The organism is Formosa sediminum (assembly GCF_007197735.1).
GTDB classification, from domain to species: Bacteria; Bacteroidota; Bacteroidia; order Flavobacteriales; family Flavobacteriaceae; genus Formosa; species Formosa sediminum.
On the sequence record NZ_CP041637.1, the window covers coordinates 2,018,229 to 2,034,145 of the forward strand.

16 protein-coding genes are annotated in these 15,917 nt (G+C 33.0%); 15 read left to right on the plus strand and 1 reads right to left on the minus strand.

Annotated elements, in window-relative coordinates; all coding sequences use genetic code 11:
* Positions 1-62 precede the first annotated feature (62 nt).
* The 11 genes from recR to ftsY all read left to right on the plus strand — a co-directional run bounded on the left by recR (position 63) and on the right by ftsY (position 8,173).
* Positions 63-680 carry a recombination mediator RecR gene (recR, locus tag FNB79_RS08825; protein WP_143380967.1) on the plus strand — a complete coding sequence of 206 codons (618 nt, stop codon included), beginning with the start codon at positions 63-65 and terminating at the stop codon, positions 678-680.
* Between the two features lie 5 nt (positions 681-685).
* Positions 686-1,783 (plus strand): glycosyltransferase family 2 protein, encoded by a 1,098-nt coding sequence (locus FNB79_RS08830; RefSeq protein ID WP_143380968.1) that lies wholly within the window; start codon positions 686-688, stop codon positions 1,781-1,783.
* Positions 1,784-1,909: 126 nt separating this feature from the next.
* Complete coding sequence (locus FNB79_RS08835; protein ID WP_143380969.1) at positions 1,910-3,235, plus strand: dihydrolipoamide acetyltransferase family protein; 1,326 nt, start codon at positions 1,910-1,912, stop codon at positions 3,233-3,235.
* A gap of 103 nt (positions 3,236-3,338) precedes the next feature.
* Complete coding sequence (locus tag FNB79_RS08840) at positions 3,339-4,115, plus strand: 3'-5' exonuclease (protein WP_143380970.1); 777 nt, start codon at positions 3,339-3,341, stop codon at positions 4,113-4,115.
* Positions 4,116-4,121: 6 nt separating this feature from the next.
* A complete protein-coding gene (locus tag FNB79_RS08845) occupies positions 4,122-4,733 on the plus strand; it encodes a fumarylacetoacetate hydrolase family protein (RefSeq protein ID WP_143380972.1) in 612 nt (203 codons plus the stop codon).
* 2 nt (positions 4,734-4,735) lie between these two features.
* A complete protein-coding gene (locus FNB79_RS08850; RefSeq protein WP_143380973.1) occupies positions 4,736-5,080 on the plus strand; it encodes an Hpt domain-containing protein in 345 nt (114 codons plus the stop codon).
* Positions 5,080-6,336 carry a CinA family nicotinamide mononucleotide deamidase-related protein gene (locus tag FNB79_RS08855; protein ID WP_143380974.1) on the plus strand — a complete coding sequence of 419 codons (1,257 nt, stop codon included), beginning with the start codon at positions 5,080-5,082 and terminating at the stop codon, positions 6,334-6,336. The genes FNB79_RS08850 and FNB79_RS08855 overlap by 1 nt, the downstream gene beginning before the upstream one ends.
* Positions 6,337-6,411: 75 nt before the next feature.
* Entirely contained in the window at positions 6,412-6,648 is a 237-nt protein-coding gene (rpmB, locus tag FNB79_RS08860) for a 50S ribosomal protein L28 (protein WP_038527816.1), read from the plus strand.
* Positions 6,649-6,672: 24 nt separating this feature from the next.
* Positions 6,673-6,855 carry a 50S ribosomal protein L33 gene (gene rpmG / locus FNB79_RS08865; RefSeq protein WP_143380976.1) on the plus strand — a complete coding sequence of 61 codons (183 nt, stop codon included), beginning with the start codon at positions 6,673-6,675 and terminating at the stop codon, positions 6,853-6,855.
* A gap of 7 nt (positions 6,856-6,862) precedes the next feature.
* A complete protein-coding gene (locus FNB79_RS08870; protein WP_143380977.1) occupies positions 6,863-7,015 on the plus strand; it encodes a DUF4295 domain-containing protein in 153 nt (50 codons plus the stop codon).
* A 204-nt stretch (positions 7,016-7,219) separates the two neighbouring features.
* Positions 7,220-8,173 carry a signal recognition particle-docking protein FtsY gene (gene ftsY, locus FNB79_RS08875; RefSeq protein ID WP_143380978.1) on the plus strand — a complete coding sequence of 318 codons (954 nt, stop codon included), beginning with the start codon at positions 7,220-7,222 and terminating at the stop codon, positions 8,171-8,173.
* A 62-nt stretch (positions 8,174-8,235) separates the two neighbouring features.
* On the opposite strand, the gene FNB79_RS08880 is transcribed toward ftsY, so the two are convergent.
* Positions 8,236-9,273: a LamG-like jellyroll fold domain-containing protein gene (locus FNB79_RS08880; protein WP_143380979.1), complete on the minus strand. Its 1,038-nt coding sequence runs from the start codon at positions 9,271-9,273 to the stop codon at positions 8,236-8,238.
* Positions 9,274-9,847: 574 nt separating this feature from the next.
* Between FNB79_RS08880 and rimO the strand changes: the two genes are divergently transcribed.
* From rimO to guaA, 4 genes are all read left to right on the plus strand, one after another.
* Complete coding sequence (gene rimO, locus FNB79_RS08885; RefSeq protein WP_143380980.1) at positions 9,848-11,152, plus strand: 30S ribosomal protein S12 methylthiotransferase RimO; 1,305 nt, start codon at positions 9,848-9,850, stop codon at positions 11,150-11,152.
* A 152-nt stretch (positions 11,153-11,304) separates the two neighbouring features.
* Positions 11,305-12,915, plus strand: coding sequence for a bacillithiol biosynthesis cysteine-adding enzyme BshC (gene bshC / locus FNB79_RS08890; RefSeq protein WP_143380981.1), 1,611 nt, complete (start codon positions 11,305-11,307; stop codon positions 12,913-12,915).
* A gap of 8 nt (positions 12,916-12,923) precedes the next feature.
* Positions 12,924-14,297, plus strand: a complete 1,374-nt coding sequence (locus FNB79_RS08895; protein WP_143380982.1) for a pyridoxal phosphate-dependent decarboxylase family protein — start codon at positions 12,924-12,926, stop codon at positions 14,295-14,297.
* 47 nt (positions 14,298-14,344) lie between these two features.
* A complete protein-coding gene (gene guaA / locus FNB79_RS08900; protein WP_143380983.1) occupies positions 14,345-15,880 on the plus strand; it encodes a glutamine-hydrolyzing GMP synthase in 1,536 nt (511 codons plus the stop codon).
* Positions 15,881-15,917: the final 37 nt, after the last annotated feature.

Genomic DNA, 15,917 nt, shown 5'->3' on the forward strand with positions numbered 1-15,917 from the left:
GACCAAAATACAAATTACAACATAATAATAAATCTTAAAACTAAAATTGTTAATTTGGTCGCATGGAATTTTCTTCAAAATTACTAGAGAAGGCAGTAAACGAAATGTCGCAACTGCCAGGAGTTGGTAAACGCACAGCTTTGCGTCTGGTTTTGCACTTATTACGTCAGCCAGAATCGCAAACCGTACAGTTGGCTCAAGCGTTATTAAATATGCGTACAGAAATAAAATTTTGTAAGTCATGCAATAATATTAGCGATAACGTGTTATGTGAGATATGTTCTAACCCAAGAAGACAGCAAGATCTTATTTGTGTAGTAGAAGACATTAGAGATGTTATGGCTATAGAAAATACAAGTTCCTTTAAAGGACTATATCATGTTTTAGGAGGTAAAATTTCACCAATGGATGGTGTTGGACCTCATGATTTAAATATTACGCCTTTGGTAAATAAAGTTAAAGAAGGTCAAGTAAAAGAGCTTATTTTTGCGCTTAGTCCCACTATGGAAGGCGACACTACTAATTTTTATATCTTTAAACAAATTCAAGGTTTAGATGTGGTAACGTCTACAATTGCACGAGGAATTGCTGTTGGAGACGAATTAGAGTATGCAGACGAAGTGACATTAGGACGAAGTATCTTGAACCGTATTCCGTTTGAAGGATCGTTAAAATCTTAAGTGGTTTGAAGCTTTCAGTAATTGTATTAAATTATAATGTCCGTTATTTTCTTGAACTTTGTCTTAAAAGTGTCGAAGCTGCTATTTCTGATATCGATGCAGAAATAATAGTAGTCGATAATAATTCTGCAGACGATAGCTGTAAGATGGTTCGTGAACGCTTTCCAAAAGTTAAATTAATTGAAAATAAAACCAATTTTGGATTTTCTAAAGGTAACAATATTGGTGTAGCTCAAGCTAAGGGTGAATATATTTGTATTTTAAATCCAGATACTGTTGTTGCAGAAGATACCTTAACTAAAGTGTTAAACTTTGCAGATCAACAATCTAATTTAGGAATCGTTGGTTGTAAATTAATAGACGGTGCTGGGAATTTTTTGCCAGAAAGTAAGCGTAATGTCCCTACGCCAGAAGTGGCTTTAAAAAAGATTTTAGGCGATACAACTACATATTACGCTAATCATTTAAAGCCCGACAGTATAGGGGTAACTAATGTTTTAGTAGGTGCTTTTATGGTTTTAAAGCGAGCTGTGTATCATGCTGTAAATGGATTTGATGAAGATTATTTTATGTATGGAGAAGATGTAGATTTGTCTTATAAAATCTTAAATAAAGGCTATACAAATCACTATTACGGACACACTACCGTTATTCATTTTAAAGGCGAATGTACATTTAGAAACCGAGTTTATGCCAAGAATTTTAATGGTTCTATGCAAATATTCTATAAAAAGCATTTTAAAAAAAGTATGGTTTTTGAAGCCTTAATTTGGGGAGGTATTAAAGGATTAACATTTTTAAATTTACAGCCTTCAGTAAAAAAAATTGATGTAAAATCAATAGTATTTTTGTCTAATAATAAAAATACATTGTTAGAATCTGCATTAGATAAAAAGATAGTTACTAAACGTAAAATCGAGTCTGTGTCAGCGCATCAGCAAATTATATTCGATAATAACTTGCTGTCATTTAAAGAGATAATTGCTATTATGGAGTCTTTTCAAGATTGTAATACAGTTACATACCGTATAATTCCTCGTGCTAGTAATTTTGTAATTGGTAGCGATAATAAAGTCTCTCGAGGAAATGTTATTCATTTTTAGTACCTTTGCAAAAGATTTTCCGGGAATAAAGAATTAAGAAAAGTTATTGCGTATTTTTAGGTAAAAACTATCTTTATTTGTTAATTTCGTATTTTTAATTTTTAAAAACAGTATTATATTATTAATATGACAAAATTTGAACTGAAATTACCTAAAATGGGAGAGAGTGTTGCTGAAGCAACAATTACGTCATGGTTAAAAGAAGTTGGTGAAACAATTGAGGCTGATGAGGCTGTACTTGAAATTGCAACAGATAAAGTAGATAGCGAAGTCCCTTGCGAATTTGAAGGTGTTTTATTAGAAAAATTATTTAATGTCGATGATGTAGTACAAGTAGGACAAACCATAGCTATTATTGAAATTTCTGGTGATGTCGAGAACTCACCTGAACCGTCTACTAATGAAAACGCTGATCATGAAGTCGCTCCAGAAGCAGTTGTAGCAATAGAAGAATCGTTTGAAAATGCTAAGGAAACCGTTACAAATACATTAGTTTCTAGCGAAGATCGTTTTTATTCGCCTTTAGTTAAAAATATAGCAAAAGCAGAAGGAATTAGTCAAACAGAACTGGATGGAATAGTTGGTACTGGACTAGACGGTAGAGTTACAAAAAATGATATTTTAAATTACATAAGTAACCGTGTTACAAAACCAGAGGCTACTCCTGTAAATAATAAGCAGGAAACAATACACGCTCCAAAAGCAAAAGCAACACAAGCTACAGCTCCAGTAATATCGTCTGGGGAAGACGAAATTATTGAAATGTCTAGAATGGGTAAATTAATAGCAAACCATATGGTTGAGTCTGTTAATACTTCTGTACATGTACAAAGTTTTATTGAAGCCGATGTAACGAATATTTGGAACTGGAGAAAGAAAGTTAAAAACGAATTTGCTAAGCGTGAAGGTGAAAACTTAACATTTACCCCCATCTTTATGGAAGCCATAGCCAAAGCATTACGCGATTACCCTATGATGAATATTTCGTTTCAAGACGGGAAAGTTATAAAAAAGAAAAATGTTAATTTAGGGATGGCGGCTGCTTTGTCAGATGGTAATTTAATAGTTCCGGTTATCAAGAACGCAGATCAATTAAACTTGGTTGGAATGACAAAGCAAGTAAACGATTTGGCGATACGTGCTCGTGAAAACAAGTTAAAACCAGACGATATTCAAGACGGAACTTACACAGTAACTAACATTGGTAGTTTTGGCACAATTATGGGGACTCCAATTATAAATCAGCCACAAGTGGGTATTTTAGCTCTAGGAGCCATTAGAAAAGTACCTGCAGTTATAGAAACTCCAGAAGGTGATTTTATAGGAATTCGTTATAAAATGTTCCTGTCCCATTCTTACGATCACCGTGTAGTAAACGGAGCTTTAGGAGGGATGTTTGTTAAAGCTGTTAAAGATTATTTAGAAGCTTGGGATGTAAATCGTGATATTTAATAAAATAACCCACTATAAATCAAACCCATCTGAATTCAGTTGGGTTTTTTTGTTTTACACAGATAACATTTAGTAAATTTACATTTTTATAAACAGTTTTTTAATGAATCTCAATCTAAAAAAACCTATTTGTTTTTTCGATCTAGAAACAACAGGTGTCAATATATCAAAAGACAGAATCGTAGAAATAGCGATTTTAAAAGTGTTTCCTGATGGTAAGGAAGACTCTAAAACATGGTTAGTAAATCCAGAAATGCCAATTCCTCCAGAAGTAACAGCAATACATGGTATATCTGATGCAGATGTTGCAGAGGCACCAACATTTAAAGCGTTAGCCAAAGAAATATACGGTATGATTAAAGATTCAGATTTAGGAGGATTTAATTCTAACCGATTCGATATACCGCTTTTAGCAGAAGAAATGTTGCGTGCAGATATAGATTTTGATATGAAAAGTACATTGGCAATCGATGTGCAAACTATTTTTCACAAAATGGAGCAACGTACTTTAGTAGCAGCATATAAATTTTACTGTAATAAAAATTTAGAAAATGCTCACAGTGCAGCAGCAGATACATATGCAACTTACGAAGTTTTAAAGGCACAAGTTGAAAAATATGATGAATTAGAAAATAACACCAAATTTCTTTCGGAATTTAGTAGTAGAAAACAATTTGCAGATTTTGCAGGATTTTTAGCATTTAACGAAGCTGGTGAAGAATGTTTTGCTTTCGGAAAACATAAAAATAAACGTGTAGTTGATGTCTTAAATGATGAACCTGGGTATTTTGGTTGGATATTGAATGCAGATTTTCCGTTGTACACTAAAAAAGTATTAACGGCAATTAAATTAAGAAGTTTTAATAATAAATTGAGTTAAAAGGGTATGAAGCTTATTTGTATAGGTAGAAATTATACCGAACATATAGAAGAGTTAGAAAATGAAAAACCAATAGATCCTGTTGTGTTTTTAAAACCAGATACAGCTATACTTTTAAAAAAACAGCCGTTTTTTATTCCTGACTTTTCTAACGATGTTCACTATGAGGTGGAGGTTTTAGTTAAAATTAATAAAGTAGGGAAGTACATCGATAAAAAATTTGCACACAAATATTACGATGAGATTGGTTTAGGTATAGATTTTACAGCACGAGATTTACAAGCAAAATTGAAAGCCAAAGGATTGCCTTGGGAAAAAGCTAAAGCATTTGATGGTGCTGCTGTAATTGGTAAATGGATACCTAAAAGTGAAATTTCAGATATAAATCAATTACATTTTTCATTAAAAAAGAACGAAAATACGGTCCAAAACGGAAATACAAGTCATATGCTCTGGAAAATTGATGAGTTAATAGAATGTGTTTCAAAATATTTCACTTTAAAGATAGGAGATGTTATCTTTACAGGAACACCGTCTGGCGTCGGGCCTGTAGCTCCAAACGATGTCTTAACAGGGTATATACAGGAGCAAGAAATGTTTTCAATAACAGTTAAATAATCATGGAACAACATTATAAATTATATAGAGTAAGAGAATTGGCAGATAATGATCAGGATTTTATAAATGCTTTAGCCCTAACGTTTTTAGAAGAAGTTCCAGAAGATCTCCAGATTTTAAAAAAAGCAGTTGCAACAAAAGATTATAATACAACTTATCAAATGGCTCATAAATTAAAGCCTACAGTAGATTTGTTTGAACTTGGTGTTTTAGATGATCTTATTTTAGTTCAGGATTGGGGAAAATTCGAACAAACAGATAAAGACATCACACCAGTATTTGAAAAAGTTGTAACGGCTATAGATTCCGCAATTTCAGAAATTCAAACAGATTTCGCTATTTCATAATGCAAGCAGAAATAATAACCATTGGCGATGAAATTCTCATTGGTCAAATTTTAGATACAAACTCCGCCTATATTGCTAAGGCTCTTAATAAAATAGGCGTTTCAGTTTATCAAATCACCTCAGTACAAGACGATAAAGCTCACATTTTAAAAGCATTAAAAGAAGCAGAAAGTAATGCAGATGTTGTGATTATTACAGGAGGGTTAGGACCTACTAAAGACGATATAACTAAACGTACACTAGCCGAATATTTTCAAGATACATTAGTCATAGATAATGCGGTTTTAAAGCATGTAGAAGGCATTTTTGCAAAGTATTCGTCAAATCCAATATCGCAATTAAACATAAATCAAGCTCTAGTGCCGTCTAAAGCATCGGTTTTACATAACGAATATGGCACAGCACCAGGAATGTGGATGGACCATGAGGGGACTGTTTTTGTGTCGCTTCCAGGGGTGCCTTTTGAAATGAAAGCGTTAATAGATACTGAAGTTATACCGCGTATTCAAAAGAAATTTAAGTGTCCGTTCATCATGCATAAAACCTATTTAACCTATGGTTTAGGAGAGAGTGCTTTAGCAGAACGTATAGAAGCTTGGGAAGATGCACTTCCTCAATTTATTAAATTGGCATATCTTCCTAATTTAGGAAAAGTGAGATTAAGGTTGTCTGCTAAAGGATTTAATAAAGAGGAGATTGTTGCCGAAATGGATAAGCAAGAACAATTACTTATGCCTCAAATTAAAGATATCTTTATGGGTATTGAAGGATTTGAGGAAACGGTAGAAGAGCAAATTGGTAAAACATTAACTCTTTTGGGGCAAACCTTAGCAACAGCAGAAAGTTGTACAGGAGGTAAAATAGCAGAGCAAATTACAGCGCATGCTGGTGCGTCAGAATTTTTTAAAGGTAGTGTTGTAAGTTATGCAACTCAAGCCAAAATAGATGTTTTAAAGATTTCTGAAGCTCTAATAGCAGAACACCATGTGGTAAGTGCAGCTGTTGCAGAGGCTATGGCAACACATGTTTTGGGAATGTTTAATACAGATTATGCAATTGCAACAACAGGTAATGCTGGGCCTAGTAAAGTAACCGATACAGAAGAAGTAGGTACCGTTTATATAGCAATTGCTTCAAAAACAGGGGTGTATTCAGAGAAATTTAATCTTGGAAACCTTAGAATAAAAGTGGTTAACAAGGCGGTAGACAAGGCTTTAGAGATGCTTCAAAAAGAAATTTTAAAAAATAGATCATAATTAAGTTGTTATAAGATAAAGAATTAGTATATTTGCACCTCGTTTTGAAATAACAACATTTAAAGTTTAGAAAGAATGTCAAGAGTTTGTGAACTTACAGGTAAGAAGGCAATGGTAGGGAACAATGTGTCTCACGCTATGAACAAAACTAAACGCAGATTTGATGCGAATTTAGTTAAAAAGCGTTTTTACATTCCTGAAGAAGATAAGTGGGTAACTTTAAAAGTATCTACTTCAGCATTGAAAACTATTAACAAAATAGGAATTTCAGCTGCTATTAAAGAAGCTAAATCTAAAGGGTTTTTAAAATAAGCCACTTTTTAAAATAATAAAACAATGGCAAAGAAAGGTAACAGAGTCCAAGTAATATTAGAGTGCACAGAGCATAAAGAGTCTGGAGTTGCAGGAACTTCTAGATATATTACTACAAAAAATAAGAAGAACACTCCTGATAGAATGGAAATTAAAAAATTCAATCCTATCTTGAAGAGAATGACTATTCATAAAGAAATTAAATAATTAAGTCATGGCAAAGAAATCCGTAGCAACATTACAAACAGGGTCTAAAAGATTAACTAAAGCTATCAAAATGGTTAAGTCTGATAAGACAGGTGCTTACACTTTTGTTGAAGCAATCATGTCTCCAGAACAAGTAAACGATTACTTAAATAAAAAATAATTAATTTATTTTTTATCGAAAAAAGATAATTTAAGCTGCTTTCTTAATAGAAAGCAGCTTTTGTTTTATATTTACATTTAAAATAGTGACAAAATTTCAGCTTTTAAAATTGGGCAGGCATTTTGTGTTAAGAGTTTTAATCAGTTACTAGCCGTTGTTATATTTAAAAATATAAGTGATGGCATAAATTCTAAATAATAACCAATGAGCTTTTTTAAAAAAATATTTTCTTCAGAAAAAAAGGAAACTTTAGATAAAGGTTTAGAAAAATCTAAATCTAGTTTTTTCGATAAATTAAGTAAGGCAGTAGCTGGAAAATCTAAAGTAGATGATGACGTTTTAGATAATCTTGAAGAAATTTTAGTATCTAGTGATGTTGGAGTAAATACTACTTTAAAAATTATTGAACGCATTGAAGCTCGTGTAGAAAAAGATAAATATCTTGGTACTACAGAACTTAATAAAATTCTTCGAGAAGAAATTGCAGGGTTATTGTCTGAAACAAATTCAGGTGAAGAAACAGAATATACCATTCCTGCTAATAAAAAACCATATGTCCTTATGGTTGTGGGTGTAAATGGTGTTGGTAAAACAACTACTATTGGGAAATTAGCCTACCAGTTTAAAAAGAAAGGACTAAACGTTGTACTAGGTGCGGCAGATACCTTTAGAGCTGCAGCTATAGATCAATTGCAAGTGTGGGCAGATCGTGTAGATGTGCCTATTGTAAAACAAGATATGGGAAGCGATCCTGCTTCTGTAGCTTTTGATGCTTTACAGTCTGGGGTATCTCAAAATGCAGATGTTATTATTATTGATACCGCTGGACGTTTGCATAATAAAGTTAATTTAATGAACGAATTAACTAAAGTAAAGCGTGTTATGCAGAAAGTAATTGGAGATGCACCCCATGATGTGTTATTGGTTTTAGATGGTTCTACAGGTCAAAATGCATTCGAGCAGGCTAAACAATTTACTGCTGCAACAGAAGTAACGTCTTTGGCTGTAACAAAATTAGATGGAACGGCTAAAGGTGGGGTTGTGATTGGTATTAGCGATCAGTTTAAAATTCCTGTAAAGTATATTGGCGTTGGCGAAGGTATTGAAGATTTACAAGTGTTTAATAAATATGAATTTGTAGACTCATTTTTTAAATAAGTTTATTCTAATTTTAAGAGTGTTAGAATAGTAATAGACTAACACTCTATAAAAGTAATTTTTTATTTTTTAATAAACTTAAGTGTACTTGTGTTTGAAGCTGTTTTTCCGACGATAAAATACAATCCGTTAGTTAATTGAGAAACGCTTATTTTTTCAGTAGGTGTTTCAATAGTTTTAACGACTACGCCATTTAAATTAATAATTGATAATTGCTCTAAGTTAACATTAGATTTTAAATTTAAAATTTCTGATGTTATTGTTGGATATACTTTAAATTCAAAATTGTTTGTAGTTTCTACTTCAGAGACAGATAAAGTATTTCCTTTAGCTAAATATAAGGCTTCTACATCTGTCGCAGTTAAAGCTCTATTATATAAACGAACATCGTCTAAACCACCAGTGTAAGATAGTGATGCGCCTTCTGTGTTTCGACCTCCAATTCTAAAGTCAACATAAGCTGTACCTGTTGTTGGTATTTGAGTGTTTACAATATCTGTTGTTATTAAATTTACGGTTTCTATTAGTTCGTTATCTACATAATAATCTGTAGTATAACCATCTTCAGTTTTATTAACAACAGCAACTATATGGTGCCATTTATTATCGGTGATAGTTGAAAAAGGTCCTGTTTGGGTTGTTTCTGTATTCCAAAATCCTAAGTTTAATTGACCGGCATTAGTTGTAACTTGATTAATATTAAGGTGCACATGAAGCGATTTTAGATTGGTTCCGTAGCTAAAAATTTGCATTCTTGTATCTCCAATTTCTGTTTTAATCCATAAAGCATAACTTCTTCCGTTTGCACTAACATCTCCTAAGGGTAAATCTGTAATGGCTGCGGGAACAAAATTTATATGAGAATTAGAGGTGAAATTAAAGGCGCTATTTGCATTACCATCAGGACCTTCAATAGGTTTTATCTCTCCTACAATAGTTCCGGTAGCAGCGTTTGAAGATAATTCTGTAAGGGTTTCCCCATCTGTAATATTTACATCAGAGTTACAACCTAAGTTAAAAACTAGGCCTGTAGTAATGTCTTGTGCAGACAAGTTTGTGAAAGCAAAAAGGATAAATGTTTTAAGTAAAGTTTTTTTCATAATGTTTTTTAGATTTTAATATATTAGGATGATATAAAATGCAGACAGTGATTTGTTTTAGCATATTACTAGGAATTTAGGAATGTTAAATTGTATTAGCTTAAGATGTACACTAACTGCATTTGGTTTTCAAATTAATTATAATCATGTCGTGTAGACCGAATCTTGAGATTACACTTATACTACAGGTATAGGCTTTTATGAACTTTATAAATTATGGTGTCAAAAAATATGAGTTTGTCTGTTTTTATTTAAAAAAAATGATTATTTGAGTGATTATTTTTATTATTAATTCTTTTGAAATATTTGATTTACACTAGGATTATTAGTGTTTGTTTTTACTTTATATTGAGATGGGTAAAGCTTTTTTAACAGGATATATCAAAAATTGATAATGTTGTGAATGAATTTTAAGTCATAGTAGTGATTTATATTTTTATTCTCAATTATGTTTTGCACAGTATTCTATATAAATTTTAGTGTTTTTTTCTGGTACCGTCTCATATTCAAAAATTATCAATCTTAAATCATTAATCATAAATCATTACGTATCTTTGCACTCTGAAATTTTGATATGAGAACGAAATCACTTAAAAAGAATAAAATCAACGTCGTAACCCTTGGTTGTAGTAAGAATGTGTACGATAGCGAAGTGCTAATGGGACAACTTAAAGCAAGTGGTAAAGATGTTGTTCACGAAGAGGAAGGTAATATTGTTGTAATTAATACCTGCGGTTTCATTAATAATGCGAAAGAAGAAAGTGTGAATACTATTCTTGAGTTCATGCAAAAGAAAGAAGATGGAGAGGTCGATAAAGTATTTGTAACAGGGTGTTTGTCGGAGCGTTATAAGCCGGATTTGCAAAAAGAAATTCCAAATGTAGATGAGTATTTCGGGACTACAGAATTACCAGGCTTGTTAAAAGCATTAGGTGCAGATTATAAACATGAGTTAATAGGAGAACGTTTAACAACAACACCCAAAAACTATGCGTATTTAAAAATCGCTGAAGGTTGCGATCGTCCGTGCTCGTTTTGTGCAATTCCTTTAATGCGTGGTAAACATAAATCCACACCTATTGAAGAACTTGTGGTGGAAGCTGAAAAGTTAGCAGCAAATGGCGTAAAAGAATTAATTTTAATAGCACAAGATTTAACTTATTATGGATTAGATCTTTATAAAAAACGTAATCTAGCGGAACTGTTAGAAGCTTTAGTGAAAGTTGAAGGTATTGAATGGATTCGTTTACATTATGCATTTCCAACTGGATTCCCAATGGATGTTTTAGAGGTTATGAATCGCGAACCTAAAGTGTGTAATTATTTAGATATTCCATTGCAGCATATTTCTGATGCTATACTTAAAAGCATGCGCCGCGGAACCACACAAGAAAAAACAACAAAATTATTAAAGGAATTTAGAAAAGCAGTTCCTGAAATGACCATTCGTACAACACTTATTGTAGGGTATCCTGGCGAAACAGAAGAAGATTATCAAACCTTAAAACAATGGGTAAAAGATATGCGTTTTGAGCGTTTAGGATGTTTTACATATTCGCACGAAGAAAATACTCATGCCTATAATTTAGAAGATGATGTTCCAGAAGATGTAAAGCAAGAACGCGCTAATGAAATTATGGAAATTCAATCTCAAATTTCTTGGGAATTAAATCAAGCTAAAATTGGTCAAGAGTTTAAAGTCGTTATCGATAGAAAAGAAGGAAATTATTTTGTAGGGCGTACCGAGTACGATTCGCCAGACGTAGATAATGAAGTCCTTATAGATGCTTCTGAAACCTATTTAAAAACAGGCGAATTTACACATGTTATTATTACTGAAGCTGCAGATTTTGATTTGTATGCTAAGGTGGTAAAGTAAAAAATAAAATCAGAGAATTATAGGTGTTTTAATGTAAGTTAAAGCACCTTTTTTCGTTTAATGAGTTAGAATTGTATCTTCAATAATCTTAACTAATTTTTTAGAATTGAAAATACTAATAGCTGTATATTTACAATAAATTAGAATATTTTATGCCAACTGACTGTATCCCTTTTAAAGATATCCATTATTTTTCATCATTAATTTGCGATTATATAGATCAAAAACCTGAATTAAAACCATTTTATAATCGGTTTCCTAAACTTGAAAATTTTGAAGATCAAATAAAAGAAAAATCAGATTTTAAAGGCATGTCTAAAGCTCATAGACAAGTTTTAGCTTCGGTATTAGAACAGCAATATAAAAGCGTTACAACTTCAGAGGCCACCCAATTAAATATTTCTCTTTTAAAAGAATCAAATACATTTACAGTAACTACAGGACATCAACTAAATTTGTTTACTGGTCCATTATATTTTCTGTATAAAATTGTATCAACTATAAATTTAACAAAGGAGTTAAAAACAACTTATCCAGATCAGCATTTTGTGCCTGTGTATTGGATGGCTACAGAAGATCATGATTTCGATGAAATTAATTATTTTAATTTTAAAGGGAAAAAAGTACAATGGAATCGTGAAGATGGTGGTGCTGTTGGACCATTTAGTACAGCGGGTTTAGAAGATGTGTTTGAGTTATATGCTAAAGAATTAGGTGTTGGTAAAGCTGCAGACGAATTAAGAGATCTGTTTTCTGAAGCCTATTTAAAACATGAAACTTTAGCAGATGCCACAAGATATTTGGCAAATGCATTGTTTGCGGAATTAGGTTTGGTGATTATTGATGCTAATCACTCCGATTTAAAACGTGCTTTCATTCCGTACATCAAACAAGATATATTATCTCAAGTGTCGGCTCAAGAAGTGTCTAAAACGAATACGTTACTTTCACAAATTCCGGATACAGATTATAATATTCAAGTTAACCCAAGAGCAATCAATTTGTTTTATTTGTCAGAAAATAGTCGTGAGCGTATCGTATTAGAGCATGATAGGTATAGTGTAATTAATACACAAAAGACATTTACTAAAGACGAAATTCTAGAAGAAATAGAGGCGTTTCCAGAACGGTTTTCTCCAAATGTAATTATGCGTCCGCTTTATCAGGAAGTTATTTTACCTAACCTCTGTTATATAGGAGGTGGTGGAGAGTTGGCATATTGGCTTCAGTTAAAAGATTATTTTAAAGCAGCACAAGTGCCTTTTCCTATGCTGTTATTAAGAAATTCGGTATTAATAAAAACAAAGCAGCAAGCTAAGAAACTAGAAAAATTAAACATTTCAAACCGAGATTTATTTTATAAGCGTGATACTTTTATTAACAAACGAGTGCGTAGTATTTCTAATATTGAAATAGATTTTTCATCACAAAAGAAATTTCTTCAAGAGCAATTTAAAGAAATGTACACTTTAGCAGCACAAACCGATGCCTCATTTTTAGGTGCCGTAAAAGCTCAAGAACGTAAGCAAATAAAGGGATTAGAGCATTTAGAGAAGCGCTTGTTAAAAGCTCAGAAAAAGAAACTGGCAGATCAGGTACTAAGAATGACAGAACTTAAAGACCAATTATTTCCAAATCAAAGTTTGCAAGAACGTATTGTTAACTTTTCTGAATTATATCTCGAGTTTGGAGACCAATTAATCCCTCAGTTAGTGTTAAATTTGCAACCATTAAAACAAGAATTTTTAATACTTAATTTGTGAAAAAAAGCATGCATAAAGTAGATTTTGATTTGGTAGAAATGACCTTAGATGTCATGAAGTATGCCATAGAACGAATTTCTACTACAGAGAGAAAAATTGGTAAACCTAAAAAAGCAGACGAGTTAAAAGCCTTAGTTGGAGAAACTATTACAGATAAAGGAATTGGTGGTGAAGTGGCTTTTAATTTATGGAAAGAACATTTAACAAAAGTTAATGTCCCTATAGATCATCCAAGAAATCTTGCTTTTGTACCTGCAGCACCAACACGAGCAGCTATTATGTTTGACTTGGTAACTTCTGCATCTAGTATTCATGGTGCATATTGGATGGAAGGTGCAGGCGGAATCTTTTGCGAGAATGAAGCTATGAAATGGATTGTATCTTTAACTGGTATGCCAGAAGGTGCATTTGGAGTATTTACAAGTGGTGGTACAGCAGCAAATCTTTCTGCAATTGTAACTGCAAGAGAATATTGGCGCAGTTTAAAAGAAGCTCATAAAAATGAAAAAGGATTAATAATCACTTCTATTGGAGCGCATTCTTCTATAAAAGCTATGGCCAAAGTAGCAGATATAGATGTGTTTTTAGTAGATTCTGAAGATCGTCTAGAAGGTGAAGCTTTACGCGAGGCTATCGATAATTTAACTCCAGATCAGCGTCAACGGTTGTTTGCTGTGGTTGCGACTGGAGGAACAACAAATGCAGGGATTATAGATGATTTAACCGGTATATCTGAAATATGTAAAGCAGAAAATTTATGGTTACATGTTGATGCTGCTTATGGTGGTGGTGCATTAGTAGCCGATTCTGTGCGACATTTATTTAACGGAATTGAAAATGCAGACAGTATTACTATCGATCCGCATAAATGGATGTTTTCACCTTACGACTGTGGTGCCGTAATTTATAGAGATCCAGAGTTGGCTAAAAATGCTCATTCTCAAGAAGGATCTTATTTAGATATTTTTAAAGATGAAGGTGCTCACGGATTTAATCCTACAGATTACCAAATACAATTAACACGTCGTGTGCGTGGTTTACCGTTATGGTTTTCTTTAGCTACTCATGGGACAGATCGTTATAAAGAAGCGGTAGAACGTGGTATAGAATTGGCACAAATAGCGGGACGTTTAATTACAGCACATCCTAATTTAGAGTTGGTACGCGAACCAAGTTTGTCTTGTGTGTTGTATAGAAGGATAGGATGGACACCAGAAGATTATACACATTGGACCTACGAAAATCATGCTAAAGGATTTGCGTTAGTAACGCCTTCTAAATGGAAGTCTGGTAATACTTACGAAACCGTGTCTCGATTCTGTTTTATAAACCCAGATACTACAGAGCAAGATATTGTAGAAATTTTAAAAACCATGGAATAAAGTTTGTCTCAAACTTTTCAAATAAAATATAAATATTAATTTTGCACATGCAACACGACAAGGTATTAATTTTAGACTTCGGATCGCAATACACTCAGCTTATTGCCCGTAGAGTTCGAGAACTCAACATCTATTCCGAAATACACCCATTCAACAAAATTCCAACCGACATAGAAAGTTATAAAGCAGTTATACTTTCAGGTAGTCCAAATTCCGTTAGAGGAGAAGATGCTCTACATCCAGAGTTAGAACATATTCGCACAAAAAAACCTTTATTAGCAGTATGTTATGGCGCACAATATCTAGCCCATTTTTCGGGAGGAGAAGTTGCACCATCTAGCACAAGAGAATACGGACGAGCAAACTTGTCTTACATCAAAGAAGATGAGGTATTCTTTAAAAATATTTCTGAAGGCAGTCAGGTTTGGATGAGTCATAGCGATACTATTAAATCATTGCCAACACATGCTGTACTTATTGCAAGTACTTCAGATGTTACTAACGCGGCATATAAAATAGAAGGAGAAGAAACTTATGCAATTCAGTTTCACCCAGAAGTATATCACTCTACAGATGGAAAACAGTTGTTACAAAATTTTTTAGTTGATATAGCAGGTGTTCATCAAGACTGGACTCCAGATTCTTTTGTTGAGGAGACAGTTGAAGCCATACAAGCTAAGGTTGGAAACGATAAAGTGGTTTTAGGACTTTCTGGAGGTGTAGATTCTACAGTGGCAGCAGTGCTTTTAAATAAAGCTATAGGAGATAATTTATATTGTATTTTCGTAAATAACGGTTTACTTCGTAAAAACGAGTTTGAAAGTGTACTAAAACAATATGAAGGGATGGGGTTAAATGTTAAGGGTGTAGATGCCTCTAAACGTTTTCTAGATGCATTAGCAGGTATAGAAGATCCAGAGTTAAAACGTAAAGCCATCGGAAATGCATTTATAGAAGTGTTTGATGATGAAGCTCATAAATTAACCGACGTAAAATGGTTGGCACAGGGTACTATTTATCCAGATGTTATTGAAAGTGTTTCTGCTACAGGAGGCCCTTCAGCAACAATTAAAAGTCACCATAATGTAGGAGGGTTACCAGATTTTATGAAATTAAAAATAGTAGAGCCACTTCGTGCTATTTTTAAAGATGAGGTAAGACGTGTTGGAGCAACTTTAGGGATCGATCCAGAATTATTAGGCCGACATCCTTTTCCTGGTCCAGGACTAGGTATTCGTATTCTTGGAGATATAACAGCTGAAAAAGTTCGTATTTTACAAGAAGTGGATGCCATTTTTATAAACGGATTAAAAGCTTGGGGCTTATACGATAAAGTATGGCAAGCCGGAGCAATGTTATTACCTGTAAATAGCGTAGGTGTAATGGGAGACGAGCGTACCTACGAAAAATGTGTAGCGCTTAGAGCTGTAGAAAGTACTGATGGTATGACCGCAGATTGGGTGAATTTACCTTATGCATTCTTACAAAAAACATCTAACGATATAATAAATAAAGTAAAAGGCGTTAATAGAGTAGTGTACGATATTAGCTCGAAGCCACCTGCAACTATAGAGTGGGAATAGAATTATTTAAATTATTTTTTTGAATTAAACCATATTG

What these genes read in the sequence shown, in the direction of transcription:
- rpmB (WP_038527816.1), top strand. Translation starts at nt 6,412, where the DNA reads ATGTCAAGAGTTTGTGAACTTACAGGTAAGAAGGCAATGGTAGGGAAC.
- FNB79_RS08845 (WP_143380972.1), top strand. Translation starts at nt 4,122, where the DNA reads ATGAAGCTTATTTGTATAGGTAGAAATTATACCGAACATATAGAAGAG.
- FNB79_RS08835 (WP_143380969.1), top strand. Translation starts at nt 1,910, where the DNA reads ATGACAAAATTTGAACTGAAATTACCTAAAATGGGAGAGAGTGTTGCT.
- recR (WP_143380967.1), top strand. Translation starts at nt 63, where the DNA reads ATGGAATTTTCTTCAAAATTACTAGAGAAGGCAGTAAACGAAATGTCG.
- FNB79_RS08850 (WP_143380973.1), top strand. Translation starts at nt 4,736, where the DNA reads ATGGAACAACATTATAAATTATATAGAGTAAGAGAATTGGCAGATAAT.
- guaA (WP_143380983.1), top strand. Translation starts at nt 14,345, where the DNA reads ATGCAACACGACAAGGTATTAATTTTAGACTTCGGATCGCAATACACT.
- bshC (WP_143380981.1), top strand. Translation starts at nt 11,305, where the DNA reads ATGCCAACTGACTGTATCCCTTTTAAAGATATCCATTATTTTTCATCA.
- ftsY (WP_143380978.1), top strand. Translation starts at nt 7,220, where the DNA reads ATGAGCTTTTTTAAAAAAATATTTTCTTCAGAAAAAAAGGAAACTTTA.
- FNB79_RS08840 (WP_143380970.1), top strand. Translation starts at nt 3,339, where the DNA reads ATGAATCTCAATCTAAAAAAACCTATTTGTTTTTTCGATCTAGAAACA.
- FNB79_RS08870 (WP_143380977.1), top strand. Translation starts at nt 6,863, where the DNA reads ATGGCAAAGAAATCCGTAGCAACATTACAAACAGGGTCTAAAAGATTA.
- FNB79_RS08855 (WP_143380974.1), top strand. Translation starts at nt 5,080, where the DNA reads ATGCAAGCAGAAATAATAACCATTGGCGATGAAATTCTCATTGGTCAA.
- FNB79_RS08880 (WP_143380979.1), bottom strand. Translation starts at nt 9,273, where the DNA reads ATGAAAAAAACTTTACTTAAAACATTTATCCTTTTTGCTTTCACAAAC.
- rimO (WP_143380980.1), top strand. Translation starts at nt 9,848, where the DNA reads ATGAGAACGAAATCACTTAAAAAGAATAAAATCAACGTCGTAACCCTT.
- FNB79_RS08895 (WP_143380982.1), top strand. Translation starts at nt 12,924, where the DNA reads ATGCATAAAGTAGATTTTGATTTGGTAGAAATGACCTTAGATGTCATG.
- rpmG (WP_143380976.1), top strand. Translation starts at nt 6,673, where the DNA reads ATGGCAAAGAAAGGTAACAGAGTCCAAGTAATATTAGAGTGCACAGAG.